The organism is Desmospora profundinema, assembly GCF_031454155.1.
Lineage (GTDB): Bacteria > Bacillota > Bacilli > Thermoactinomycetales > DSM-45169 > Desmospora > Desmospora profundinema.
Window position 1 is genome coordinate 30,614 of record NZ_JAVDQG010000010.1, and the last position, 26,119, is coordinate 56,732.

Annotated in this window: 25 protein-coding genes; 9 read left to right on the forward strand and 16 right to left on the reverse strand. The window is 51.7% G+C overall.

Going from position 1 to position 26,119, the window contains the following annotated elements; genetic code table 11:
• Positions 1–23: 23 nt before the first annotated feature.
• Genes JOE21_RS16940 through neuC form a run of 3 tightly spaced genes read left to right on the forward strand, consistent with a single transcriptional unit; the run spans position 24 to position 3,334 of the window.
• Positions 24–1,154, forward strand: coding sequence for a DegT/DnrJ/EryC1/StrS family aminotransferase (locus JOE21_RS16940; RefSeq protein WP_309868564.1), 1,131 nt, complete (start codon positions 24–26; stop codon positions 1,152–1,154).
• Complete coding sequence (locus tag JOE21_RS16945; RefSeq protein WP_309868566.1) at positions 1,141–2,187, forward strand: N-acetylneuraminate synthase family protein; 1,047 nt, start codon at positions 1,141–1,143, stop codon at positions 2,185–2,187. The genes JOE21_RS16940 and JOE21_RS16945 overlap by 14 nt, the downstream gene beginning before the upstream one ends.
• Positions 2,180–3,334: a UDP-N-acetylglucosamine 2-epimerase gene (gene neuC, locus JOE21_RS16950; protein ID WP_309868568.1), complete on the forward strand. Its 1,155-nt coding sequence runs from the start codon at positions 2,180–2,182 to the stop codon at positions 3,332–3,334. The genes JOE21_RS16945 and neuC overlap by 8 nt, the downstream gene beginning before the upstream one ends.
• 30 nt (positions 3,335–3,364) lie before the next feature.
• Here neuC and JOE21_RS16955 read toward each other — a convergent pair whose 3' ends face one another.
• Together JOE21_RS16955 and JOE21_RS16960 are read right to left on the reverse strand one after the other, a co-directional pair.
• Positions 3,365–3,571 carry a CDGSH iron-sulfur domain-containing protein gene (locus JOE21_RS16955; RefSeq protein ID WP_309868570.1) on the reverse strand — a complete coding sequence of 69 codons (207 nt, stop codon included), beginning with the start codon at positions 3,569–3,571 and terminating at the stop codon, positions 3,365–3,367.
• Between the two features lie 164 nt (positions 3,572–3,735).
• A complete protein-coding gene (locus JOE21_RS16960; RefSeq protein WP_309868572.1) occupies positions 3,736–4,098 on the reverse strand; it encodes a DUF4870 domain-containing protein in 363 nt (120 codons plus the stop codon).
• Positions 4,099–4,402: 304 nt separating this feature from the next.
• On the opposite strand from JOE21_RS16960, the gene htpX reads away from it, so the two are divergent.
• Positions 4,403–5,281 carry a protease HtpX gene (gene htpX, locus JOE21_RS16965; RefSeq protein WP_309868573.1) on the forward strand — a complete coding sequence of 293 codons (879 nt, stop codon included), beginning with the start codon at positions 4,403–4,405 and terminating at the stop codon, positions 5,279–5,281.
• A gap of 323 nt (positions 5,282–5,604) precedes the next feature.
• On the opposite strand, the gene JOE21_RS16970 is transcribed toward htpX, so the two are convergent.
• The 3 genes from JOE21_RS16970 to JOE21_RS16980 all read right to left on the reverse strand — a co-directional run bounded on the left by JOE21_RS16970 (position 5,605) and on the right by JOE21_RS16980 (position 8,010).
• Positions 5,605–6,450 carry an AraC family transcriptional regulator gene (locus tag JOE21_RS16970; RefSeq protein WP_309868574.1) on the reverse strand — a complete coding sequence of 282 codons (846 nt, stop codon included), beginning with the start codon at positions 6,448–6,450 and terminating at the stop codon, positions 5,605–5,607.
• A gap of 762 nt (positions 6,451–7,212) precedes the next feature.
• A complete protein-coding gene (locus JOE21_RS16975) occupies positions 7,213–7,338 on the reverse strand; it encodes a hypothetical protein (RefSeq protein ID WP_309868576.1) in 126 nt (41 codons plus the stop codon).
• 12 nt (positions 7,339–7,350) lie between these two features.
• A complete protein-coding gene (locus tag JOE21_RS16980; protein ID WP_309868578.1) occupies positions 7,351–8,010 on the reverse strand; it encodes a hypothetical protein in 660 nt (219 codons plus the stop codon).
• Between the two features lie 293 nt (positions 8,011–8,303).
• On the opposite strand from JOE21_RS16980, the gene JOE21_RS16985 reads away from it, so the two are divergent.
• Complete coding sequence (locus tag JOE21_RS16985) at positions 8,304–9,638, forward strand: tetratricopeptide repeat protein (protein WP_309868580.1); 1,335 nt, start codon at positions 8,304–8,306, stop codon at positions 9,636–9,638.
• 218 nt (positions 9,639–9,856) lie between these two features.
• On the opposite strand, the gene JOE21_RS16990 is transcribed toward JOE21_RS16985, so the two are convergent.
• The 6 genes from JOE21_RS16990 to JOE21_RS17015 all read right to left on the reverse strand — a co-directional run bounded on the left by JOE21_RS16990 (position 9,857) and on the right by JOE21_RS17015 (position 15,803).
• Entirely contained in the window at positions 9,857–10,276 is a 420-nt protein-coding gene (locus JOE21_RS16990; RefSeq protein ID WP_309868582.1) for an N-acetylmuramoyl-L-alanine amidase, read from the reverse strand.
• A gap of 372 nt (positions 10,277–10,648) precedes the next feature.
• A complete protein-coding gene (gene groL, locus JOE21_RS16995; RefSeq protein ID WP_309868584.1) occupies positions 10,649–12,289 on the reverse strand; it encodes a chaperonin GroEL in 1,641 nt (546 codons plus the stop codon).
• A gap of 54 nt (positions 12,290–12,343) precedes the next feature.
• Positions 12,344–12,625: a co-chaperone GroES gene (gene groES, locus JOE21_RS17000; protein WP_309868586.1), complete on the reverse strand. Its 282-nt coding sequence runs from the start codon at positions 12,623–12,625 to the stop codon at positions 12,344–12,346.
• A 188-nt stretch (positions 12,626–12,813) separates the two neighbouring features.
• Positions 12,814–13,629, reverse strand: coding sequence for a twin-arginine translocase subunit TatC (tatC, locus tag JOE21_RS17005; RefSeq protein ID WP_309868588.1), 816 nt, complete (start codon positions 13,627–13,629; stop codon positions 12,814–12,816).
• Between the two features lie 333 nt (positions 13,630–13,962).
• Positions 13,963–14,646, reverse strand: a complete 684-nt coding sequence (locus tag JOE21_RS17010; protein ID WP_374709411.1) for a redox-sensing transcriptional repressor Rex — start codon at positions 14,644–14,646, stop codon at positions 13,963–13,965.
• Positions 14,647–14,804: 158 nt separating this feature from the next.
• A complete protein-coding gene (locus tag JOE21_RS17015) occupies positions 14,805–15,803 on the reverse strand; it encodes a molybdopterin-binding protein (RefSeq protein WP_309868590.1) in 999 nt (332 codons plus the stop codon).
• Between the two features lie 184 nt (positions 15,804–15,987).
• Here JOE21_RS17015 and mtnN point away from each other — a divergent pair, with 184 nt between their 5' ends.
• Positions 15,988–16,716, forward strand: a complete 729-nt coding sequence (gene mtnN, locus JOE21_RS17020; protein WP_309868592.1) for a 5'-methylthioadenosine/S-adenosylhomocysteine nucleosidase — start codon at positions 15,988–15,990, stop codon at positions 16,714–16,716.
• The gene (locus JOE21_RS17025) at positions 16,709–17,176 is read left to right on the forward strand and encodes an S-ribosylhomocysteine lyase (protein WP_309868594.1); all 468 of its coding nucleotides are present in this window, start codon (positions 16,709–16,711) and stop codon (positions 17,174–17,176) included. Before mtnN ends, JOE21_RS17025 begins: the two co-directional genes overlap by 8 nt.
• 560 nt (positions 17,177–17,736) lie before the next feature.
• Here JOE21_RS17025 and JOE21_RS17030 read toward each other — a convergent pair.
• Positions 17,737–18,333, reverse strand: coding sequence for a 5-formyltetrahydrofolate cyclo-ligase (locus tag JOE21_RS17030; RefSeq protein WP_309868595.1), 597 nt, complete (start codon positions 18,331–18,333; stop codon positions 17,737–17,739).
• A 159-nt stretch (positions 18,334–18,492) separates the two neighbouring features.
• Between JOE21_RS17030 and JOE21_RS17035 the strand changes: the two genes are divergently transcribed.
• Positions 18,493–20,406 carry an ABC-F family ATP-binding cassette domain-containing protein gene (locus tag JOE21_RS17035; RefSeq protein ID WP_309868596.1) on the forward strand — a complete coding sequence of 638 codons (1,914 nt, stop codon included), beginning with the start codon at positions 18,493–18,495 and terminating at the stop codon, positions 20,404–20,406.
• Between the two features lie 254 nt (positions 20,407–20,660).
• Here JOE21_RS17035 and JOE21_RS17040 read toward each other — a convergent pair whose 3' ends face one another.
• From JOE21_RS17040 to pxpB, 3 genes are read right to left on the reverse strand one after another with little or no spacing between them, the layout of a single operon-like run.
• Positions 20,661–21,614, reverse strand: coding sequence for a 5-oxoprolinase subunit C family protein (locus tag JOE21_RS17040; protein ID WP_309868598.1), 954 nt, complete (start codon positions 21,612–21,614; stop codon positions 20,661–20,663).
• On the reverse strand, positions 21,611–22,381 hold the full coding sequence (locus JOE21_RS17045; RefSeq protein ID WP_374709407.1) for a LamB/YcsF family protein: 771 nt from the start codon (positions 22,379–22,381) through the stop codon (positions 21,611–21,613). The genes JOE21_RS17040 and JOE21_RS17045 overlap by 4 nt, the downstream gene beginning before the upstream one ends.
• The gene (pxpB, locus tag JOE21_RS17050) at positions 22,378–23,109 is read right to left on the reverse strand and encodes a 5-oxoprolinase subunit PxpB (RefSeq protein WP_309868600.1); all 732 of its coding nucleotides are present in this window, start codon (positions 23,107–23,109) and stop codon (positions 22,378–22,380) included. Before pxpB ends, JOE21_RS17045 begins: the two co-directional genes overlap by 4 nt.
• Before the next feature lie 497 nt (positions 23,110–23,606).
• Between pxpB and JOE21_RS17055 the strand changes: the two genes are divergently transcribed.
• Positions 23,607–23,780, forward strand: coding sequence for a hypothetical protein (locus JOE21_RS17055; RefSeq protein ID WP_309868602.1), 174 nt, complete (start codon positions 23,607–23,609; stop codon positions 23,778–23,780).
• 40 nt (positions 23,781–23,820) lie between these two features.
• Here the strand turns inward: JOE21_RS17055 and JOE21_RS17060 are convergent, their stop codons facing one another.
• A complete protein-coding gene (locus tag JOE21_RS17060; protein WP_309868603.1) occupies positions 23,821–26,073 on the reverse strand; it encodes a hypothetical protein in 2,253 nt (750 codons plus the stop codon).
• Between the last annotated feature and the right edge of the window lie 46 nt (positions 26,074–26,119).

Sequence of the window (26,119 nt, forward strand, 5' to 3'; positions counted from 1 at the left end):
TCCGTAAAGGAGAGGCACATCAGATGCGTATTCTCTTAGCCCGTCCCGATATCGATGAACGGGAAATCCAATCGGTAACAAACGTGTTGCGATCGGGGGTGCTCAGCCTCGGCCCCCGGACAGCAGAATTTGAAGCCCGGTTTGCCCGCCGCTTCGGCCGCGCTTACGGAGTCGCTCTCAACAGCGGGACCAGCGCCCTTCACGTGGCGGTAAAAGCCCTCGGCCTCGGACCGGGTGATGAAGTCATTACCACTCCCTACAGTTTCATCGCTTCCGGTAACTGCCTTCTCTATGAAGGGGTGCGGCCGGTCTTTGTCGACATCAACCCGGAAACACTCACATTGGATGCCGCTCAGGTGGAAGCGGCCATCACCCCGCGTACCCGCGGCATTCTACCCGTCCACCTATTTGGTCAAGTATGTGAGATGGATGTCATCCGGGAAATCGCGGACCGCCACCATCTGAAGATGATCGAAGATGCCTGTGAAGCCATCGGAGCCACCTGGAAAGGAAAGCCTGCCGGTACATGGGGAGAGGCGGCCGTGTTCGGTTTCTATCCGAATAAACAGATCACAACCGGAGAGGGAGGCATGCTGTTAACGGATGACCCCGGTCTCCGTGATCTGGCATTAAGCCTGCGCAATCAGGGACGGGATCCCGGTTCCCAGTGGCTTCAACATGATCGTGTGGGCTACAACTACCGCATGTCTGAGTTACAGGCCGCTCTCGGCCTCGTTCAGCTGGAGCGCTTGGAAGAGATCCTCGCTCGCCGCGCAGACGTTGCCAAACGGTATATCCAATTGCTCCGCCACTACCGTGTTCCCGTCGATCTTCCCCGGATTCCCGAGGCATGCCAGATCAGTTGGTTTGTCTTTATCGTCATTCTGCCCCAGGGGATCCAACGGGAACGGGTAATCCATCACCTAGGAAGCAACGGAATTCAAAGCCGGGCGTATTTCCCCGTCATCCATCTACAGCATGATTTTTATTCCCGTTTTGATTTCCGGCCTGGAAACTTCCCAGTCAGCGAAACCATGGCGGAACGCACGCTGGCAATCCCTTTCTTTAATCAAATCACACCGAAGGAACAGGAAAAAGTGATTGGCGAACTGGCTATTGCCCTAAAAAAGGAGGGATTCGATGCAAATCGGTGACCGTTTTCTCGGAGATGATCGCGGCATCATGATCATTGCTGAGGCCGGTGTGAACCATAACGGCTCCGCAGAGTTGGCCCTGCGCCTGGTGAAAGCCGCTCATCTGGCAGGTGCCGACGCGATTAAGTTTCAGCTTTTTCGAGCGGATCGCCTCGTCGCTCCCAATACAAGGACAGCCGCTTATCAGAAGAAGGCCGGTTATTCGGATCAACGAACGATGTTGCAAGGCCTGGAGCTGCCGGAGGAAGATTGGATCCGAATTCGGAAGGCTTGTGATAACAAAGGAATCGCTTTCCTCGCAACCCCCTTCGATATGGAAAGTGCCGCTTTTCTCCACCGGCTCGGCGTCGATCTGTTTAAGGTGGGGAGCGGAGATCTGACTTGCCTCCCTTTGCTTCATCATCTGGCCACGTATGGCAAGCCGCTTCTCCTCTCCACCGGGATGGCAACCATTCAGGAAATCCAGGCGACACTGTCTTGTATCCCTTTAAAGGTGAAAACGGCTCTCCTGCACTGCACCTCCGCCTATCCGGCCCCTTACCAAGACTTAAACCTGCGGGCTCTCGCCCCCATGCGCAAGGCCTTTGGAGACTGTATCGGTTACTCGGACCATTCGGAAGGGATCGAAGTCCCCATAGCCGCGGCCACGATGGGGTATCGCATCCTGGAAAAGCACATGACATTGGACCGCCGGTTAAGCGGCCCCGACCACCGTGCTTCCCTGAGCCCCTCTGAATTTACAACCATGATACGCGCGATCCGGCATGTGGAAGCGGCCATGGGCAGGGCAGTCAAAAAACCCGCTCTCTCAGAAAGGGAGACGATGAAGGTGGTTCGTCGCGGTTTGTATATCAAACACGATTTGCCTGCGGGTTCTCGTCTGAGGGAGTCCGATTTAGAATGCCTCCGCCCTCAGACGGGACTCGGGGCGGAGCGCTGGAACGCTGTAATCGGTTGTACCCTTCGTGTCACCAAGCGTAAGGGCGACACGTTAAGAGAACAAGATTTGAAAGAGACGATCCGGTATGACTAAAAAGCCATCCGACATTCAAATCGCAGTGGTCACCGGAACACGGGCAGACTATGGGATCTACCGTCCTCTTTTATTTGAACTGGAGAAGGATCCGCGCTTTTCCCCCCAATTGGTGGTAACGGGAATGCATCTTCTGGAAGAATACGGTCGAACCAAGCGGGAGATTGAACAGGATGGTTTCACGATACTCGCCTCCCCCTCCATCCTGGTAAAAGGAGACAGCACACGCGCCATGGCCCAAACCACCGGTCTGGCCCTCCTTTACTTTGCTGATCTGTTCGCTCAGGCTTCACCCGATGGTGTTCTTCTGCTTGGCGATCGGGGAGAGATGTTGGCAGCCGGGATCGCTGCCCATTATCTCAATCTTCCTATATTCCATCTGCACGGCGGGGAAAAAAGCGGTTCGGCCGATGATGCCGTGCGGCATGCACTCTCTCAATTGGCCGACTGGCACTTAACCGCCACCCATGAAGCCCGGGATGTCCTCATCCAGTCAGGTATTCCCTCCTGTACCATTTACGCAGTCGGCTCCCTCCGCAAATCCGGTATTCAAGCCATCAAATTATGGCCGTCCTCCTGTATAAAAAAGCTGGAACGTCGTTACCGTCTGAATACCCCCCAAAAAAAAGTGCTGGTGGCCATACATCCCGACTCAAAAGACCCGTTGTCCTTCCAGGAACAAATCACGACTGTCACCAATGCCCTCGCTCCGATCAAAGAATGTTCCTGGTTCGTGGTGGGACCCAACAGCGATGCAGGAGGCGAACGATTCCGAGTCGAGCTGGAATCGTTCGCGCGACAGAAAAAAGGACTTTTTCTGCCCTCGATCCCCTCTGATCACTTTCTATTTCTACTTTCTCGAGTCGATTTAATGGTTGGAAACAGCAGCAGTGCATTAATCGAAGCCCCGTTTTTTCGTCTGCCGGCTCTCGATATCGGCAATCGCCAAAAAAACAGAATCCGTGGAGATAATGTCTTCCATGCAGCCTATGATTCCAAACAGATTTACACCCTTGCCCAGCGGTGTCTAAATGAAGAATACCGCAAATTCAAACGGAATCCATACGATATCACCGAGCATCCTGAACAGGCCGTTTTATCCGTGCTCGGTGAGGTATTTGCGGATCGATTCTCTGGAAGTGAGTAGACAACATCAGCCTTTTAGGGGAACTCTCATTTACAGCACGTTTTTTGCTCGTACGCAATCTTCAAAGTTGCCGGAATGCGCACCATCGCAGAATGGTTTGTTTTGAGACAATCCGCATCGGCAAAGGGCAAACTGTTTTTTTGTTTCAAACCGGTTCCCCTCGGCATCCACCAACTCCACCTCTCCACGTACAATCAACGGTCCGCGATCCATCGTCTGGATTTTCACATTCGCCATGAGTGATCCTCTCCTTCACTAAGCCAAATGATGAGGATTCTTTCCACTTCCATTGTTCACGCTTTCAATCGTGTGTAAACCCGATCTGGCGGTGATGATGTTGTCACTTGATAGAAAAGGGATCAACAAAAAAACCCCCGGCAGGGGGGGGGCCTTCTTTTCGCTCACTTCAGTTGGTTTTCGGCGATGTCACCAGCCACGGGCAGTTTATACCATTCTTCCTGATAGGCCTTGACCATAAGGACGATCCAGAGGACCAGCGAAATAGGGAAAAGCAAGAAACTGATAATTTGACCGAGAATGGGGATGAAATTAGCGACAAGGCTTAACACAGTCAATCCGCCAAAGGTAATGATGGACTGCCAGGCGTGAAATTTCACAAATCGATTTTCCTTTTCCATGAGCAGAAAGATGAGACCCGTCACCCAGCCCAAGACATAACACAATAACGCTGCCACTTTCGGATCCAAGCCTGTCGACGATTCTCTTTTCTTTGGCACCACTTCAGATTGGTTTTCGTTATCCATAAAAGTCCCTCCCACATCCCCCAAAAGACAGGGGGATTTTATAATGATGCATCTATTCTTTACTATATCGGAAAAGGATCGTCCTATGGAAGGTGAACGGATAAACTCATCACCCGTTTATCCGCCATTCGGGGTGGAGGATTATCGTGCGAACCCCCTGAAGAAAGGGTTTCGCTACAAAAATGTGATAAATCGGTTACAAAATCCGGTTCCAATATAACCGGAGAATGTTAATATTTATAGAGAGCAAGTACTCACTGCTGTGTTTCACACAAGCAGAAATCGATGTACGGGAGTGGATCGAATGAAGAGGATTTTTCTGTTTATCATAGTCAACGTGCTGGTCCTGACAACCATCGTTATCTTTACTTCCATTTTTGGCGTCGGCAACTATATCACATCACAGGGAATCGATTACGGAACCCTGTTGGCATTTAGTGCCATCGTCGGTTTTTCGGGCGCGTTTATCTCGCTGGCCATCTCACGCATGATGGCGAAGTGGATGATGGGCGTCCGGGTGCTGTCTCCCGATGATCCCAACCTGACCCAAGACGAGCGTTGGCTCATCGAGCAAGTGCATTCGATGTCCCGTAAAGCAGGGATTTCCGAAATGCCCCAAGTAGGAATCTACGATTCTCCGGAAGTGAACGCCTTTGCGACCGGCCCCACCAAAAACCGCTCCCTTGTGGCTGTTTCCACCGGTTTGTTGGATCGGATGGATTCGGATGCTGTTGAAGGAGTGATCGGCCATGAAGTAGCCCATATCGCCAACGGCGACATGGTGACCATGACCCTGTTGCAAGGCGTAATCAACACCTTTGTTGTCTTCCTGTCCCGGATTGCAGCTTTTGCGGTTTCGCGATTCGTACGGGAAGAAATGGCCGGGATCGTCCACTTCGTCTGCATCATCCTGTTTCAAATCATTTTCTCCATTTTGGGCAGTATCGTCGTGATGGCTTTCTCCCGCTACCGGGAATTCCACGCCGATCGCGGTGGAGCCGATTTTGCTGGAAAAGACAAGATGATACACGCGCTGCGCTCGCTCCAAAACCATGTGGATATGGTGGACGACAGCCAGACATCCATGCAAACGATGAAAATCAACAACAAATCCGGATTGCTGAAGCTTTTTTCCAGCCACCCGGACCTGGACGAGCGCATCGCCCGTCTGGAACGCTCCTAACGATCTTGTTTAGACAGAAAAAAGCTTCTCACGAGTGTATGTGAGAAGCTTTTTTCTGTTTCGAATGGCTATGGAATCATGATGCCATTTTATGATCCCGTTTCGCCTTCAATGGGTTCACTTGATAATGGATCCACACCGCATCTTAAGCATTCTTCCCGATCTTCTGGATAACGAGTGACAAGAGATATTATCGAATATTCGAATAGTTGGGAATTAAAAGCGGCCGCTTTTTTAGCCTGTGTATCAAATAAAGCTTGATATTAATAGATGCCATCATCATCCGCCTCCTTTTTTATGCTGAAAAAGTGCATGAAAATGGTTCAATTGCTAACAACCGGAATCCATATTTCACTTGTGTGATCACGACTGCCCAGGATTTCCGGACCCTCTCCATGTTCATAACCGGATGTGGGAAACCATTCTGAATAGATTCTTCCCCAAACCTCCTGTACTTCCGGCCAGTCGCCCGCCACTTCAAACACGGCCCATGTGAAAGCCGGAATTTCCAGCTTCGTCAAGTGATCCGGACACTTTTGGGTCGTGGCAGCGGCAATATAATAATCCAGCTCCCCCTGTTCTGATCCCTCTTCAGAAAAGTTCGCACAAACGTTTAGCGGGCCTAAAGGTTCAAGGTTGGAGAGTGCCTCGATTTGCGAAAGCGTCTCCTCACTGATGCTTTCCCATACTTGAACGATCTCCGGATTGATTCCGCTGTTGATCAGCTTGACCCGTTTTTTGATCCCGACTACTTGAAAAGCATCCTTTTCCTCGATTCTATAGTTCATGACCGTTCCTCCCCTGATCGATAGTTGGAAGGTGATAGGAGGATAAGCCTTCAGTAAATGGCCATTATTTCTTGCAGCAGTAGGGGTAACACCATGTAAGCTTCGGAAAGCCCTGGAAAACGCATCCGGCGAGTTGTATCCGTATTGAATCGCCACATCGATTACTTTTACGTGGGTATTTTTCAAATCAAACGCAGCCAAAGTCAGGCGCCGGCAACGGATATATTCGGACAGAGTCACACCGGCGATAAAAGAAAACATTCGTTTAAAATGATACTCCGAACAGCAAGCAATCCTTGCGACTTCCCGATAGTCGATGTCATTCGTCAGATTTTCTTCGATATAACTTAATGCGCCATTCATTCTTTCCAGCCAATCCATCACCATCACCTCCCATGCGTCTAGTATAGCAACAGCAGAAATCCGCCATCCGACAATTCATGCACCCGTTTGCAGGGTTGTTACTGTCCCATATCGAAGAAAAAGCTTCCCACAAGTTCAATGAACTCATGAGAAGCTTTTTACATCTGATTGAATCTACGTTTGGGGGAGGGTTACATCATGCCGCCCATGATAAGCTGCCGGGATTCGCGGATGATTAATCACATGTTTCAAACATAAGAGATAAAAAAACGGACGAGGATAAACCCTGTCCGGTTTGCCCGCCAGCTGGCGGGCTTATATTTGGTCTTATCCGTTTTTTATCCCATAACAGTATACAATATCGTCCCGGCGATAGCTGCGATCAATGACCAATACAGAATCGCTTGCCACCATGAATAATCCCGGAACCGCTGCGGGAATGTCCGCCCAATTATAGCCCAACCGAACATCACCAAAACTAATAACCCGATAAACCTGAAACCAACATACGGGATCAAATTAAACAGATAAGCAAGAGAGAGAGCAGCCAGTAAAATTACACCTCGAATCAATAATCCGGTCGTGCTTTTACTGAAGATCGCCAAAAAATCACCCCACTCTGCATTTCCATGTACAAGCCATGGTATAAGTTCCCAAGCAAGTGACACAAGCTGCGCATGATGCCCGGGTCGGGTCCAGTATACATGTTGTACAAAGCTATTCCATTGAAAAACCGGACGGGGTTTTATCCCCGTCCGGTCGGTCTTGGTCTTTATTTCTCTATGTACCTTTAATGATTTCCGTTGAATCTGTCACAATGCCGAATACAGCGGCGATGTAAAAGAAGGCCATGACTAGTACTACAACAGCTACGACACCAATCAAAACCTTTACCCATTTAGACATTGCAATACCTCCTTAACGTACAATCCAGTATCCCCATCTAGATTTTCCGATTCTCTTTTCAACTCTTTGTTCCACATTCATGACAGTGATCCCTTCCCAATGCAATTTTATCTTCAACTTCCAATATACCTCAGCACCAACCCATTTCCCTTCTTTCCATGCCGTAACTGCACCGTGTGATGCTGACATCGCAGGGTTGTAAATTTTTTCCCACGCCCCTTTTGAATGTATTCTTGTAACCTTTTTACCATCATGATTGTACTTGACCCAGACTTGAAACTGGGCCATAGTGCCAGCAACTCCCATCCATTTGAATTTCTTTGTGTAACTAGTACGACATGGTTTTCTTTTCTTCTTACATGTCTTAGCCTTTAGGAGTTCTGCTTCATCCATCTCAATGGACTCTTCCATCTCTTTGAACATTGCGGCGTACTTCTCCGGGTCAGGGTTGTTAATTTGATCGAGGATTTTTGCTTGGTCTGTTTTCGGCAGGTTGGTAAATTCTTTAGCTACATCCTCTGCGTCTGGATCATCTTTTGCTTTTTCATCCAGCCATTGAAGGTATTTCTCCGCAGTCCACAGCTCTTTCTGTGTATCAGCGTATGTAGAGCCGGGAGAAATCATAACCATCAAAAGAGCAAAAGACAAAAATACAACCCAAAATCTTTTCAAACCATAACACTCCTTAAAATTGGTTTTTCTTGCATGGCAATTCTACCATGGATTATACCTATTGGGAATACTTTCGATGTTTTAAAAATTCTACATTATACGACGCTTTTTGACAACAAAAAATGGGCCTTTTTGCCCCGATTTCGATCAATGTTTTAAAACCTGTATTTCCATTTTGTATGGAAGTATATTTTGTAAACTTTTCTCGATTTTATTGATGTGCCCTATTCCATTTTTCGTAAAAAGGGGATAGAATAAAGATATCTCTGCACTCAAGGGGAAGGTGGTATGTTATGAGAACTGTCGAACTTCAAGAAATCGGCGAAATTATAAGGAAGATTCGAAAGCGGCGCGGACTCCGATTGGAAGATTTGGCGGACGACAACATCTCCGTCGCCACCATCAGTAATATTGAACGTAGCGTGCCCCATGTCAGCATGGAAAAAGCCCTGTATCTATTGGACAAGCTTAACATCGAAACCAGTCAAATCCCGTATCTCTTAACCCAAGAGGAAAAAGAAATGAGACGGATTCAGTTAGAACTCGAAACCGTCGAATCTCTTTGGAAACTCAAACGCTACGAGAAAGCAGTAAATAAGATCGAAGATTTAGACTTGGATGATGCCCACCCCTTCGCCGCTACTGCTGCGTATTTGAAGGGGAAATGTCTCATTGATAAAGGTAAAACGAAACAGGCGGAACGGTCATTATATAACGCCATCAAACTAGCCAATCAAAATCCCTACAACAATAGCACCAACGTTGAAGCCGCCAGTTTTTGCGAACTAGCAATTATCGCTTATGTACAAAATGATTTGGATGGGGCGCTCCAATTCGTCAATAGTGCGTGGGGGGCTTTTCAGAAAGACGGGGATCGGCAGTACATTCGTTTTATTATCCACGTAAACAAAGCCATTTATCTGGAGAAGCTGGGCCGAATCAATGAAGGCATGCGCGTGATAGAAGCAATATGGGATTCTCTTTATGAGATTGATGAAGTGGAAACCCTCCTCACCTTTTATTGGCTGCGTAATGAGTTCATGCGCCGAACGGGAGCCTTTGAGGATGCTGTGGAATATATTCATAAAGGGTTACCGTTGGCCGTTCGCAACAATCAATATAAGTTCATTTTCGAGTTCTGGACTCAATTGGGCTGTATTTATACGAGCCTTGATGAGAAAGAAAAAGCGGAATCGTGCTTTGATACCGCACTAAATGTAAATGAATTGTTACCGGATCCAAAGGTGGCTTCCACCACTTATACCAAACTAGGCACTCTCTATATGCAACAAAATAAACTTGCAGAGGCGAAAGAAACTATCAATCAAGCAATCAATATCTCCGATAAGTACAACGATGTTCCACGCCTAACCTATGCATTGATGCTTATGGGTGATTTGCTGAAAAATAGAAAAGAAGACCAAGATGCGATCACATATTATCAACGCTCCCTTGAGCTATCACAAAAGCACCATTTAAAGTACAGAGAGTACAAGCTATTGCTTAAACTCGCGCAATGCTGGCACCAATTGAATGAGCAGGAATTTCAAAAGTGTATCCGGAATATGTATGAAGTAAAAGTCGAACTAATCAACAAGGAGGGTGACATTTTTGAGGAACAAGATTAAGATTTCACTAGCTGTTATTCTTGTTTTCACTTCTTTCCTTGCGTTCTCAACTCCCCAAAATCACCACACAATTTTGACAGATGAGCTGTCTCCATTAAGTGAACCCATAAGAACATAAAAAAACCGAGCAGGGAAAAGTCCCTTGCCCGGTTGTCTTGCCTCTATAATGACCATTATACCAAAAAAAGCCGGGGAATCCATCCCCGGCTTCGTTGTTCCTATTCGATTGGCAAAATGAACGCTTCAAACCCTTTTCCCTTCAGTCGTTTTACCTGATCCTCTGCATTCCCTCGATGCTCATACGATCCAGCCACCACTCGATATTTAGCCTTACCCGTAGAAGGACTGGGGGACGGTGTCGGAGCCGGTACCGTCTTCTTCTTCAACCCTTCCGTCCGAGCGATAGCATCAGCATGTGCCACCGCCACCTCCTGGAGGAAAGAAGACTTCTTCAGGAGGTCCGCGTCCTTCTTAGTGTCGATGAAAAGGTTCTCGGTCAGACATGCCTTCATCTTCGTTGCTCGGACAACGTGAATCCGGCCTCGCGCTGCCTGAGTGTCCACCTTCCGGCCCCGATCCCGCAGACCGTATTTTTTCAATACCGGTGACATCGCCTGATGGATGTTCCGTTGCAACAAGCCGGCACTTTACGGGTGAGCGTTAGAAACCACAAACCACTCAAAGCCAGTGCCGCCCCCTGCCTTAACATGGATAGAAACGAACAAGCCGTCTTTGCTTGATTGGCGATGTCGCACCGTTTCTGGAGAGACACGCATACGTCCTTATTAGCAGAAAGCTGGAGTAAACCGGAGATTATGGAACGACCTAGACATAAGGACGACGAAATACGTATCCTTCCCATCACAAAGTCAATGAAAAAAGAGGCTTCCCATAAGTTTGCACAGCTCATGGAAAACCTCTAATTTTTCGTTACCCGATGTTACCCTTTTGTTGCCCTTTAGGGTTATTTAAATAAACATCGCTGTTGTATCAAGGGTGAGGGGCAGTCTTTACATCATGCCGCCCATGCCGCCCATTCCGCCCATGTCTCCCATGCCACCGCCGGGAGCAGGGGCTTCCTCTTCCGGCTGATCAGCCACTACGGCTTCGGTGGTCAGGACCATCGCGGCCACGGAAGCCGCGTTTTGCAGAGCGGAGCGGGTCACTTTGGCCGGATCCACGATACCCGCTTTAATCATATCGACCCACTCACCGGTAGCAGCATTGAAGCCGATACCCACTTCTTCCTTCTTGGCCCGTTCCACGACGACGGAACCTTCGAGGCCGGCGTTAAATGCGATCTGACGCAGCGGCTCTTCCAGTGCGCGGCGGATGATGTTGACACCGGTCAGCTCGTCACCGGTTGCATCCACATTCTCCACTGCGTGCAACACATTGACCAGAGCGGTCCCACCGCCGGAGACCATCCCTTCTTCCACACCGGCACGGGTGGAGTTGAGGGCGTCTTCGATGCGCAGCTTACGCTCTTTCAATTCGGTTTCGGTAGCGGCACCCACTTTGATAACGGCGACACCGCCAGCCAACTTGGCCAGACGCTCTTGCAGTTTTTCTTTGTCGAATTCGGACGTGGTTTCTTCCAGCTGTTGACGGATTTGGTTGACGCGGCTGTTGATCTCGCTGCGGTCACCGGCACCGTCCACCACAATCGTCTCTTCTTTGGTTACACGCACTTGGCGGGCGCGACCCAGAGCGCTGAAGTCGGCGGTTTTCAGATCCATACCCAGATCTTCGGTGATCACTTGGCCGCCGGTCAGGATGGCGATATCCTGCAGCATGGCTTTACGGCGGTCACCGAATCCGGGAGCCTTCACAGCGACAGCGTTGAAGGTTCCACGCAGTTTGTTCACTACGAGGGTGGCCAGCGCTTCCCCTTCCAGATCTTCGGCGATGATCAGGAGAGGTTTGCCTTGTTGTACCACTTTCTCCAGCATCGGCAGGATCTCTTGTACATTGGTGATTTTCTTGTCGGTGATCAGGATATACGGATCATCCAACACCGCTTCCATTTTATCGGAATCGGTGATCATGTAAGGAGAGATGTAGCCGCGGTCAAATTGCATCCCTTCGACCACTTCCAGCTCGGTTGCGAACCCTTTGGATTCTTCCACCGTAATCACACCGTCATTGCCCACTTTTTCCATGGCTTCGGCGATCAGTTCGCCCACTTCTGCTTCGTTAGCGGAGATGGAAGCCACTTGTGCGATGGATTCGCGGGTTTCAACCGGCTTGGCGATGTTTTTGATCTCTTCCACAGCAGCGTTGACGGCTTTTTCAATCCCGCGGCGAATTACCATCGGGTTGGCACCGGCTGCCACGTTTTTCAACCCTTCACGGATCATGGCCTGAGCCAAAACCGTTGCGGTGGTGGTTCCGTCGCCAGCCACATCGTTGGTTTTGGTCGCCACTTCTTTCACCAATTGAGCACCCATGTTTTCGAACTTATCTTCCAGTTCGATGTCTTTGGCAATGGTCACCCCATCATTGGTGATAAGCGGAGAACCGAACTTTTTCTCCAACACCACATTGCGGCCTTTGGGACCGAGGGTCACTTTCACAGCATTGGCCAAAGCATCCACACCGCGCAACATCGAGCGGCGTGCATCTTCACTGAACTTGATTTCCTTCGCCATTGTTGCATCTCCCTCCTATGTAGGGGATTTTCTATTGGTAAGGGTTGGCCAGAATCAGTCGACGACGGCCAGAATGTCGCTCTCCCGCAGGATGAGGTATTCCTTGTCGCCTACTTTTACTTCCGTGCCCGCATATTTGGAGAAAATCACGCGGTCACCTTCATTCACTTCCAGCGCCACTTTCTGGCCGTTTTCATAGCGGCCGGTACCAACTGCAATCACGCGACCCTCTTGGGGCTTTTCCTTCGCCGTCTCCGGCAAGACAATCCCACTGGCGGTTGTCTCTTCTTTCTCGACTGCTTCGAGAACGACACGATCTCCCAACGGTTTGATCACGACAAAACACCCTCCTTCACGAGGTGGATATTTTCGGCTTGTTAGCACTCAACTGATTCGAGTGCTAACACCATAAACAATGATATATGGACCGGTTCCATTTTGCAAGCCCTTCCTCTGAAAAAAATCACCGGATTGTTTCCTGCAAGCAAATAACCCTGTGCTGGCAGGAAACACCGGTCATTTCCTTAATCCCGAGGCTCCTCACCCCAATCGTCATCCGGGCGGATCACCGCCCCCCGTTCTCGCCACGACTGTTCAACCGCTTCCTCTTCCGCTTTCATCTTACGGTAAATGCGCATGGAAAAAAGGATGCTCACCTCATAAAGAGCGATCAACGGAATCGCCACCAGGATGTTGGAAATAAAATCGGGCGGCGTAATCATGGCAGCCAGCACCACCATCGCCAAATAGGCAAACTTCCGCCCTTTTTTCAAGATCTCCGGGTTGAGGATCCTCAGCCGTGTCAAAAAGAGAATAATCACAGGAAGTTCAAACAACAAACCGATCGGGATGACGATCCGGAAGAGAAATCGGAAAAACTCGTACATTCCATACGTCTCCGTCGCCCCTAGGGAAGCGGTCAAGGTCGTCAGAAAACCGATGATAAAAGGGAATATCAGAAAATAACCGAACAGCAACCCCGCTACGAGCAACAAGACGGAGACCGGAATGTAACCCAGCGTCACCCGCCTCTCCTGATCGGTAAGCCCCGGCCGAACAAACCGCCACGCTTGATACAGAGCGACAGGAGAAGTCAGTACCAAACTTACCACAAACGCAAACTGCATAAAGATGCTGATGGTTTCTCCCGGGGAAAAAATGTGAAGTTCCAGATTGCGTCCCATGGTGCCGCTCAAAATGTCCGCTTTCATCCAATCGATGATCGGTTTGGCACTTACAAACCCGACGATCAAAAACACGACGAAAAACGCGAATACCCACAGGATTCGCGTTCGCATTTCAGACAGATGTTCCGTCCAACGCTTATCTTGATCCGTCATAGCCATCCTTCCTTCTCCGACCCAGGCATGAGAACGTGTTTAGTCAATCCATAGGGCGAAACCCCGGATCGGTTTGGCTGTCTTCGTTTCGCTGTAAAAAGCGCATAGCGAGACCAGGGAATAAAAGTAACCCTGGCGAGACTGGTGCTCTGTGAGTGCATAGCGAGACCGGGAGCGAAGTGACCTAGGCGAGATTGGTGCTCTGTGAGTGCAAAGGCGAACCAAAAGCCACACTGACCCTCTCTCGTTCTTGCAGAAAATTGAGTGAACAGACAGTCCATAGGCGAGCCCCGTTTCGGTCTTCGTTTCATTGCACAACAGCGTTTTTCTGGATTACTTTTGGTCGTCCCTCTCCCCCATCTCCAGAACCGGAACATCCTCATCCGTGGGAAAGTTTTTCAAGAAGTAAATCAAGGCTTGCAATTCAATGGTGAGATCGATATTGTGCATCCGTACATGGGGTGGAACCGTCAAACGGGCTGGCGTGAAATTTAAAATTCCTCGGATCCCGGCATCGACAATCATATCCGTCGTGCTCTGAGCGACGCCGGCGGGAACCGTCAGGATGGCCACCTCCACTTGATGTAAGTCGACCACTTCCTGGAAGCGGTCCATAGGAAAAACCGGGATGCCGTCCACTTCTTTGCCCACCTTGGTGATGTCGGAATCAAAACCGGCCACGATTTTGGTATTATGGCTCCGGTAAAAATTATACCCCAACAAGGCGGTTCCCAAGTGACCCACCCCGACCAGGACCACATTGGTCACCTCATCCTGGCGCAGGAAATCCCGTAAAAACTGCAGCAAGTAATTAACGTTGTATCCATACCCCTTCTTTCCCAATTCACCCAGATAGGAAAGGTCCCTCCGGATCGTAGCCGGGTCAATCTGCAGGGCATCACTTAACTGGGAGGATGAAACCCGCTTTTTCCCGATTGCGTGTAATTTCTCCAGATATCGATAATAAAGGGGCAACCGTTTGGCGGTCACCTGGGGTATTTTCCCTTCAGACATCATGTCCTCGACCCCCATCGGTTTATCGCTTTTCATTTATCGTGCATCCATATAACCCGTATCTTAAGGAAGGACTGATATCCTTCCCGCATCCAATCCGGGTCTTACAGTCGTCTTCTGTTTCGGCAACAAGTAAACCCGGCAACAAAAGTGACCTACCATCAGCAGGAATGAAGGCCGCCGTATCCCAACCGTACGATATCCTCTCGAGTAATCCGCTGTCCGGCCAAAATACGCGGTAAAAACACATCGAATGAAGTATATTCGTCATGGATGACACAGCCCGGCAAACCCAGAACCGGGGTCTGGTTATAGTAAGCCACCATCAACATGGATCCGGGCAGCATCGGCGTTCCATAACTGACAACATCCGCCCCTAAAGCGGCAATCGCTCCTGGTGTCCGGTCATCGGGGTCGACGGACATCCCCCCCGTAACCAACACGAGATCGGCCCCTTGTTCCACAAAGTCCCGCACTTGTCCCATAATGCGTTCCTTCTGGTCACTGGCCAGCGTCTGGCCCATAATGGTGGAACCGTAATGTTCCACTTTTTCCTGTACAACGGGGCCAAAGCGATCCTCAATACGACCGTGGTACACCTCACTGCCGGTAATCACCACGCCCACTTTGCAACGGCGGAAGGGGAGAATCTGAATGACAGGCGATTGGCCATCCACTCGGGCAGCCGCTTCCACCTTCATCAGACTCTCTTCCGGATAAAGAAGCGGGATTACTCGAGTAGCGGCCACCGTCTGCCCTTTTCTAACTGGAATATCCGTCTCCAGGGTGGAGAGAACCGCCTGTTCCACCCGATTAACAGCAAGGACACGGTCGGCATCCACCTGCAACAAACCATCCCTGTCCGCCACCAGGTTTACTTTGCCTTCTCGGGGTTCCGTCATGTTCAGTCCCGACCCGCAAACCACCTCGGCAATACGGAGAGCAGCCTCATCTTCATGGCAGTCCCCTTCCGCGATCTCCAAAACATACAGATGCTCCTTGCCGATTGACAACAGGGCTTCCCGATCCTCCTCCCGGACCACGTGCCCTTTCCGGAACAAGGGGCCCTTGTACTTTCCGGGAAGCACTTGCGTTAAGTCGTGGGCCAATACCAGTCCTACCGCTTCCGATACATGAACTTCCCTCAACTTGCTCTTCATTCCCGGATCCCCCTCTACTTCCGTATATGTCGGTTTCGTGAAACGCTTCTGTTCTCATTGTAACAACCTGAGCCCGGTATGTGTAGCTTTTCACATATCTTTAACTTTGGCCGAACCAGCCTCGTGCGTTCCCAACACCTTTGTAGTATCCTACTATATGATCTCATCGGTAAAGGAGAACAAGATGAAGATAGGAATCATCGGTGCGATGGCGGAAGAAGTCGACCTCCTGCGAAAACGTTTGGAACCCGCCATACCGGAAAGCATCGCCGACACCACTTTTCATTCAGGAGTCATGGATGAAATAGAGGTAGTGGTTCTACAATCGGGCATCGGGAAGGTAAATGCTGCAATCGGCACCACGATGCTGATCCAACATTATCAGCCGGACTATGTAATCAACACCGGCTGCGCCGGCGGCTTCCACCCTGACTTGCGGGTGGGCGACGTGGTGATCTCAACGGAAGTCCGCCACCACGATGTGGATGCCACCATTTTTAATTACGAGTATGGACAAGTTCCCCGTATGCCAGCCTTTTACCTGCCTGATCCGGAGCTGGTTGCGATAGCTGAAGCAGCGGCTCGGACATTGCCTGATCTGAAGGTTTACCAAGGACTGATCGCCTCAGGAGACTCCTTTATGAGCGACGATGACCGGGTCGCCTTTGTCAAATCCAAGTTTGAACACCTCTATGCAGTGGAAATGGAGGCGGCGTCCATCGCCCAAGTCTGCAATCGGTTTAAAACCCCGTTTGTGGTGATCCGCTCCATCTCCGATATCGCCGGAGGAGAAGCCAAGATGTCATATGAACAATTTATGGGTCTGGCGGCTGTTCGCTCCGAACAGATCGTTTTATCGATGCTCGGTCAATTGAAGGAACGCCAAAACCAAGGAGTGGGTACCCATGCTTAAAAAAATGAACGTGGAAAGCTTTGAATTGGATCACACCAAAGTGGTCGCCCCCTATGTACGCCTGGCGGGAACCAAAAAAGGGCGGAACGGGGACGAGATCCGCAAATACGATATCCGGTTCTGCCAACCGAACCGGGAACATATGGAGATGCCCGGTTTGCATTCCCTGGAACATCTGATGGCGGAGAATATCCGCAACCACCTGGATCAGGTGGTGGATTTGAGCCCCATGGGATGCCAAACCGGCTTTTATCTCTCCGTTATCAATCATGACGACTACGATGAAATCCTAAATGTCCTCGCTAAAACACTCCAGGATGTATTGGAAGCCGACGAAGTGCCCGCCTGCAACGAAGTGCAGTGCGGCTGGGCAGCCAATCACAGCCTGGAGAAAGCCCAGTCCATCGCCCGCCGGATGCTGGAGGGCAAGGATTCTTGGAAGCACGTGTTTGCAGAGTGACAAGGGTGTCTAACTCTGACAAATGATCGGTGTTACGTAAATGAAACAGGCACGAACCCGGAGCACCGGGTCCGTGCTGCTCAACTGAACGGATAGTTCTATTGAAGTCCGGTTGCCACGGGTACCGGACTTTTTTGTGTTCAGACAAGGCTCCAAATGGCCGATCAGACAACTCCGCATGAAGAAACCGATTGGATGGAAACAACTAAAAACGATCAATGAGAAAGGCGATAACAATAAAATATTAATATACATATAGAAAATTCATCAGCAGATTCTCGATACTTTAGTAAATTATGCTACAATAGGGGCTGCAAGAAATTTGGATACATATTTTTAAGGAGGTGCTCCCTTTTGGATATCGCTATCGGCATCCTGCAATTCATCGGGAAGGTGGCTCCCGCCATCGCTGATCTTCTCCAACTGTTCGCTTGATCCCTGATTAGCCACGACTGCTCACCCCTGCCCTCTCTAGGATGAGGGCAGGGGCTTTTATTCTGTTTTTGTTCGAATCACGCTCGAAATAAGGAGCTTCATGACCAAAAGATCCGAAAGAGGAGTCAGAAAAGAGAGTTCGAGGCAGACCCCACCGTCCCCTCTTCCGTGATCACCCCGTTAAGCGGGATATCATGGGCCTGTGGATATACGGTTGTCACGACCTGAAAAGCGAAGGCGACACCCAGTGTCACCATCCCCTTTCCTGGGCCCGCGAAAAAACGATCAAAATAACCCCCACCATATCCCAAGCGGTAGCCGCACCGGTCAAAAGCGACACCCGGTACCAAGGCCACGTCCACATCCTCTGCCGACACCTCCCTCTCTGGCACGTCAGGAGGCTCCATAATTCCATAAGCACCCGGAATGAGTTCCTCCATCTTCATGACGCGAAACAGGTGCATGGTTCGTTCTCCGACAGACGTGCGGGGAAGGATCACCCCTTTCCCCTCCCGCCAGGCCGCTTTCATCAGGGGACGAAGATCCACTTCATTTCGATGAGGCATTGTAAAAAGCACTTGATGCGCTTTGCGATACAACGGATGTTCCTGAATGTGATCGCAGATTTGAAGCGAGCGGGCAGCGACAGCCTCGGAACTTAGTGCTTCCCGCCTTCTAAGCCATTGGCGGCGCAATTCCTTTTTAGTCGATGGCATAGTCATGGCCGGGTCCGAGCCGGACTGCCACCTCCTTTTTATCCGATGTAGGGGGTGGAACCTCCCGATTATACCATTTCCCGTATTTCCCGCAGTGATCACCGTTTCCCTGGTCCGCCTGATCGGCTACAATGGAAGCGGTGGATGATGGAAGGGTGAATACGGTTGAGTATCCTGCAAGTGCGAAACATTCATAAATCCTTCGGGGGAACCGTCGTTTTAGACGGGGTTCAACTTCAAGTGGAGGAAAAAGAGCGGGTAGGCCTAATCGGCCCCAATGGAGCCGGCAAATCCACCCTGCTTAAAATCATAACCGGCCGCCTCGCCGCCGACGAAGGCGAAATCGCCATCCCCAAAAGCGCCCGGATCGGTTATCTGGCCCAAGAGTATGAGGCTGATTCCGCCGGCACGGTATGGGACGAGGTGATGCAGGCTTTCACCGGGTTGCGGGAACAGGAGGAACGCTTGCGGACGATGGAAGCCCAGATGGGAGACGAGGCGGTACTGGCCGATCCCGATCGCTACCAATCGATCATGGACCAATACGCCCGCCTCCAGGAAGCCTTCGAACGGGAAGGGGGCTATGACCATGAAGCCCGGGCAAAAGGGGCACTAAACGGACTCGGCTTGGGAGCGGTGGACTGGAAAGCGACTCCGGTCCGATCCCTCAGCGGGGGACAGAAGACCCGGCTGGCCTTGGCACGGCTGCTGTTGGAACAGCCGGACCTGATCATACTGGATGAGCCGACCAACTATTTGGACATGGATGCCCTCTCCTGGCTGGAACATACGTTAGAGTCCTATCCCCACGCTGTATTGGTCGTCTCCCACGACCGCTACTTCCTGGACCGGATCGTGACGGTGATCTTTGAGGTGGATCGAAACCGGATCACCCGCTACCCCGGGAATTACACGGACTATATCCGCCAGCGGGAGGAACGGTTGGCCCAATGGGCCAAAGAATACGAACAGCAGCAGGCGGAGATCAAGCGGATGGAGGATTTTGTTCAGCGCAATCTGGCTCGGGCTTCCACCACCAAACGAGCGCAGAGCCGCCGCAAAGCCTTGGAACGGATGGAAAAGCTGGAACAACCACCATCGGAACGAAGCCGTGCGGCCATCCGCTTTGAAACCCGCACCCGCACCGGTAAAGAAGTCCTGATCACCGACGGGCTGACTGCCGGATACCGGGTTGGCCGGCCCTTGATCCAACCCGTCAACCTCCGATTGGAGCGGGGGGACCGGGTCGCCTTGGTCGGTCCCAACGGAGCCGGGAAGTCCACGTTGTTAAAAACCTTGGCCGACCGGCTGCCTCCCCTTTCCGGGACCCTCCGCTGGGGCACGGGGGTAGAGTTGGACTACTATGATCAGGAACAAGAAGAATTACGAATGGAAGCGACGGTCTTGGACGAAGTGTGGGACGCCCATCCCCGTCTGGACCAGACACAGGTACGCTCCTACCTGGGCCAGTTCCTGTTCAGCGGCGATGCCGTCTTTAAGCAGGTAAAGGATCTGAGCGGCGGGGAAAAAGCGCGTCTCTCCCTGGTGAAACGCCTGTTAAACCGGTCCAATGTCCTGTTGATGGATGAACCGACCAACCACCTGGATATGGACAGCAAGGAACGATTGGAAGAAGCCTTGGAAGGATTTGACGGAACGTTGTTGTTTGTCTCCCACGACCGTTACCTGATCAATCGCTTGGCCAACCGCATCTGGGAAGTGCGGGACGGAACGATTTACTTCCACGAAGGAAACTACGAATCATTCCAGGAACAGGTCCGGGAGCGGGAACAAGCGAAAACGGAAACCGCGTCTTCCCGATCGGAACCCAGCCATCGGGAATCGGTCCGGGATCAACGCCAGCGGGAACGGGAAGCTCGCCGCCTTCAACGGGAAGCCGAAGAACTGGAACGGGAAATCGAACAGTTGGAAACGGAAATCGCCCACATCGAGGAAGAGCTCTGTAAACCGGAAATCTACAGCCATCCGGAGAAAAACCTCCCCCTCCAGGAACAGCTGGCTGAGCGGCAGCAGACCCTGTCGGCCAAGACGGAACGATGGGCGGAAATCGCAGAGTGATGGAAAAAACGCCGCACCGATAACGGTGCGGCGTTTTTTGTACCATCAGACCGAAACGCCGAATTCTTTATCGGTGTGCCAATGGGAACAGAGTCAACCTTCCCCCTGCAGATATCGATGAAGGAAGGAGAATTAAAGTGAGCAAAAAGCGGATCTTGTCCGTTCCATAACCCTGTTTCATGCTTTTTGTTCCTTTTTGATCATGCGGGGAAAGTCGAATCCATGTTTACATTCCGTTTATGGATCACATCTTCTCACCGATTATGCGCCTCCAATTGACGAAGAAATCGTTCCTGCTCCACAGCCAGACGCCCTGCTTCCTCCACTGTCATCTGCTCAAACGTAAAGCGGTGGCCGACAGCCGCCTGTGCCACCAGGGGAAGGTCAACGGAGAGAACGGTGGCGATCTTGGTATAGCCGCCTGTGGTTTGCCGATCCGCCATCAGGATGATGGGCTGGCCGTTAGCCGGCACCTGAACCGCACCGGGCGGGATGGCGTCGGAGATGATGTCCGCCGATCCCCGGTGTTGGATCGCGGATCCCTGGAGGCGGCAACCCATCCGATCGGATTGGGGAGTAACGGTATAGGACTGGCTGTAAAAGCACCGGATTCCCTCAGCGGTAAACGCATCTGCCTGCGGTCCCTCCACCGTGCGCAAACGGGACTCCCTTCGATAGGAGGGACGTTCCCCTCCGGCCAATGCGCGCCCTGCCAAACGCTCCCCGGACAGCCGCGGGTCACCGACGGCCACTTCATCCCCCTTTTTCAGCGGTCGGCCGTGAAATCCTCCCACCCGGCCTTTCAGATAGGTGGACTTGCTTCCCATCACCCGTTTCACCTCAATCCCTCCGGCAACCGCCAAATAGGATCGCACTCCCTGCCGGGGTCCTCCGAAACGGAGCACCTGCCCGGCCTTTACGCTTACGGTTTTCCACAGGGGAAGGGGAACCCCATCCAGGGTTGGACTAAGATCCGCTCCTGTCAGCGCAATCCAGGCATCTCTTCGCCATTCCAACTCGGGACCGGACATCGTAATCTCCAAAGCGGCTTCTCCCCGCAGGTTTCCTACCAGCAGATTTCCCACCTGCAACGCGAAAGGATCCATCGCACCGGAGACTCCCATCCCATAAGCCTGATAACCGGGTCTCCCCTCATCCTGCACGGTCGTCAACAAACCTGGTTTTTGCACAATCAGGGCCGGTTTCATCGGACACCCACCCGCTGAATACCGATATCCGCCTCCGTCAAACGCTCCCGCAAGCGCGTTACAAAGGGAAGGGCTTGGGGATCGTCGCCGTGGATGCAGACGGTGTCCGCCCGAATCTCCAAATCGGTCCCATCCACCGCCCTTACCTTTCCTTCTTTCACCATCCGAATCACCCGATCCACCACTTGGGCGGGATCTGTCACATAAGCATCCGGTAGGGTCCGGGGAGTGAGGGTCCCATCCGGCTGATAGGTTCGATCGGCGAACACTTCTTCCGCCACGCGCAGCCCTGCTTCTCTTCCCGCTCGGATGAGTGCGCTTTTCGCCAGGCCGAACAAGATCAGATTGGGATCCACCGCCCGCACCGCTTCCGCAATGGCCTGGGCCACCGCTTCCTCTTTGCTGGCCATATGGAACAAGGCCCCGTGAGGTTTTACATGCTGAACCGGAATTCCTTGTGCCTTAGCAAAAGCGGCCAAGGCCCCGACCTGGTATATCACCATATTGTATACATCCTCCGGTTCAACTGCGATATAGCGGCGACCGAAACCCAAGAGATCCGGCAACCCCGGATGAGCTCCCACACCCACTCCATGCCGGGCAGCCAAGGCCACCGTCCGTCGCATCACATTGTGATCGCCGGCATGATAGCCGCAAGCGATATTGGCCGACGTCACATGGCGCAGGATCGCTTCATCCTGACCCAAAACATAGCGGCCGAAGCTCTCCCCCAAATCGCTGTTCAAATCCACATGATACCGCATCATTTCCCCTCTCCCAACCGCTTTTGTTCCAATGTGAGTCGACCCGCCAGCCATTCTTGGCGCCAGTCTTCAAAATAATCCGGATCGATGGGCTGAAATTGAAGATAATCACCTGCTTTCAGCAAAATCGGCTCCTTCCGATTGGGATCATAGAGGTCGACGGGTGTGCGGCCGATAATCCGCCATCCTCCAGGGGTTTCCAATGGATACACCCCCGTCTGAGAACCGGCGATTCCCACGGAACCTGCGGGAATCCGTGGGCGCGGATGAGCCAGACGGGGAGCGGCCAATTCCTCCGGCATTCCTCCCAAATAGGGAAATCCGGGGACAAACCCCATCATGTACACCAAATAGGGGGAACGGGTATGAAGAGAAACCAACTCTTCTTCCCCCATCCCTTTTATCGTGCACAAATCGGCTACATCCGGCCCGTAGACATCCCCATACGCCACCGGTAAGACCACTAACCGCTTATCGGTAGGGAAACGATCTTCCGTTTGTGCCTCCATTTTCTCCAAATAGCGACACAGCTCCTTGTAACCGATTTCGAACGGACGGTAATAAACGGTGACTGCGCAATAGGTGGGAACCCACTCCACTACCCCTCGGGGCGGTTTTCGGGACAGAGCTTCCGCGAAGTGTTGCACCGCCCGGTGCGTCTTGGGGTCGATCCGTTCCCCGAAACCCACACGAACCCCCGTATCTCCCAATGGATGAAAAGTAACCGCCATATGCAACCCTCCCAAGGCTTTGGTATAAACGGATTCTGCCCGCACCTAGGAGAAAAACTCGGACAACGGATCGGTCACACAGATGATACCCCAAATGTTCATCTGAGCACTGATATCCAACAGAATGACAAATTCCAAAGCCAGCCAGCAATTTCTCTAAAACACGGTGGTTTGGTCAAAAACCCTGGACTCAACCGCAGAGGTGGCCATCCGAACACCTCCTTGAGCGGGGGGCATCCCTGGTGTTGTCACACCCTTTTCTCTCTTGTTGTTCCCGTGTGCCCATGACATCGACAAGTTCCAAAAAGCGACGGAGACGGTGATATCCTGCCAAAAAAGCAAGATTCGTAAGGTCACATGCGCTCACACTCCGCCATCAGGCGGAATGAGTACCCCACCATTATATCGAAACATTGATACCAAAGTAGTAGTTTACTATAATAGTGAACCATCCAAGAGAAAGAAAAAAGGGTCATGATAAAGGAGGTTCCATTCTATTGGATTTTATCACGCAAAATTGGAGTTGGCTTTTGACTTTGCTCGCCTTCATCACGGTGGCCATGATCGGCATCTCGATGTTTGTCACCCAGAAGCTGGAGGATCGACATAAGAAGGAATTTGAACAGGAGTTCGAAGGATCGCTGAAGCCTATTCCCGTAGAGGAGGAGTAATCCTCTCCCCCGCTTCATCCATCAAAAACCCGCTGAGCATTCAGCGGGTTTTTGATGTTCGCCCCATCTCCACTTCGGGCACACCGCCATGAAAAACCCATTCCCTGAAACCGATGATCATGACCGGCATCACGACATACATAATCGCGGTGGCAGCAGAAACAATCCCTGAATCGTTGAGGGCCAGAGCCGCCAATGCACCAGCCACAATCGCCGTAAAACCGTTGAACAGCTGCGGATACCGTTCCGTCATCCAGTGCAGACCGCGAACCGGACGAAAGGCTAGTACCCCCATCGCAAACAGCGAGAGGAGGAACACTTTTCCCCAAGAGGATACACGGATCAAGCGCCAATTCATTTCCAATTTACGGCGAATAATATCCACGATCGTCTGTACATCTCCCGATGCCAAAGTGGCCCATGCTCGCCCGATATGAGAAGGCTGCGTCCCATGAAACCATCCGTTCATGGCGAACAGCATACCCACCCCCATCACCAGGGCAACCAGTAGATGCCACCACCGAATCGGTCCCCAGCGGAAAAAGCGAAGATAAGCCACCCCGAAACCGACCATCGCCGCGAGTGCCCCTCCTGCATTGGTCCCCCAAAAGGGGGCGGCAAAAAACAGAATCAGCCCCAGGAAAACAGCCCCCACTCCCAACCTCGCTCCCATGGAGTGAACCTTACGCGATTCCAGCCATGCCGCACAGGTAAGGATGGACGAACCCAGCACCACTCCCATGTATTCATTTCCAATGCCGTAATAGCGTGCACCCTTGATCGGGTCGTATCCCAGAAACGATTGTTGGATCAATGTCCCCCCCAACAATCCGTCCACCACAACGGGCAAAAACCCGATCAACCCCACCCAAAACAGCAACGGCAGGGTTTTCGCCCGTGCCAGCAACAGCGCCAACAACCAGCCCACGATCAACACGGTGCCGGACAAAAGCCAAAAAGAGCGGGCCGTGGCACCGGATACGAGTAAAAATAAAAAAGGTGCCAGCAAGATACCCAACAAAATCATTTGCATCCAGGAGCCGGCTGTTTCGCGACGATTCACAATCAGAGACAATCCGACAACCAAGGCTGCCATCTGCACAATGATATAGGAGTAGAGAACCGGGGGGCGCATGCGGTAAATGGATTCCACCCGGTTTATCGAATTCCAAAAGGTTGTTAACGAACCGTCCACCCTTTTCATAGGTTGCCCCAGCATTTCCGGAGGAATGTCCACTCCCAACCGGTTGAGAACAGTGGGGGCCACATCCATACTGCTGATGATCCCGGTGCGACGAGTGGTGGTCGACATCAACAATCCCGGCGGCTCCCCTTTCCGGTGAAGAATCACCGGCAGTAATCCCTCTGATATGGCGGACTCCTCATCCACTCCCCATCCGGGAGAGAGTATCATCAGCATTTGATCGCGACGAAGGTGGTCCATCCCTTCACCCACAAAGCGATCCAGCTCCTTTAACACTTGGCGTTTCACTGTCTCCCGGTGCTCAGGGGACATATGAGGCGACAGCTGCTCCAACCGATAGAGATCGCCCAATTCCACCAAAGCGAGTCCCGGGCGCTTCCACGAGAAAAGTCGCTCCTTCAGGTAAGGATACCGTGTCTTCACTCCGTATGGCCGATTTGGATCAACATCCAGCGTCTCCGGACCAATACTCCCCTCCGGTGTGATCCCTCGCCGGTCCATCGTAAAAAAAGGGGCCCAACGGACCGGATACTCCCCTTCGTCCAGATTCCCCAGCACAACCGCATGCTTGCCCGCCTTTCTCAACGCTTCTCCCAAAGCGCCTGGAGCAACGGTGTAGGGGATGGTTTCGTTTTCCAGGATATACGCCATAATCCCGGGATAAATGACCGAATCGGCAGGGGGAGAATGACCCATCCACTGTTTATACAGAGTCCCGGCCGTCACCGATGCAGACTGGTTGAGCATCCGGATCCGTTCATCGGTATGGAAAAACGTTTCCTCTGGAGGGGCCACTGCCCGCGTTCCCGCCCCCAGGGTGGCATAACGATTGGAAGCGACCTCCTTTCCCCCGGTTTTTACACTCATCGCTCCAATCGCCGATTCTTTCACTAACCGACGCAGATGGGGGGTTTCACTCTTTTGGATGTCATCCAGAGATAACCCATATACGCTGAAAACCCACACTTGACGGACCGGTGGATTTTCCTCATCCACTGCAGAGACACTCCCCCTCCCCGCAGATGGAACACACCCGATCAATACGATTCCAATCACCAGCCAAACCCATCCTATACGCCACACGTTCACCACACTCTCCCCCGTTCCGCCTGCTTTTCTATAGGTTGACCGAAGA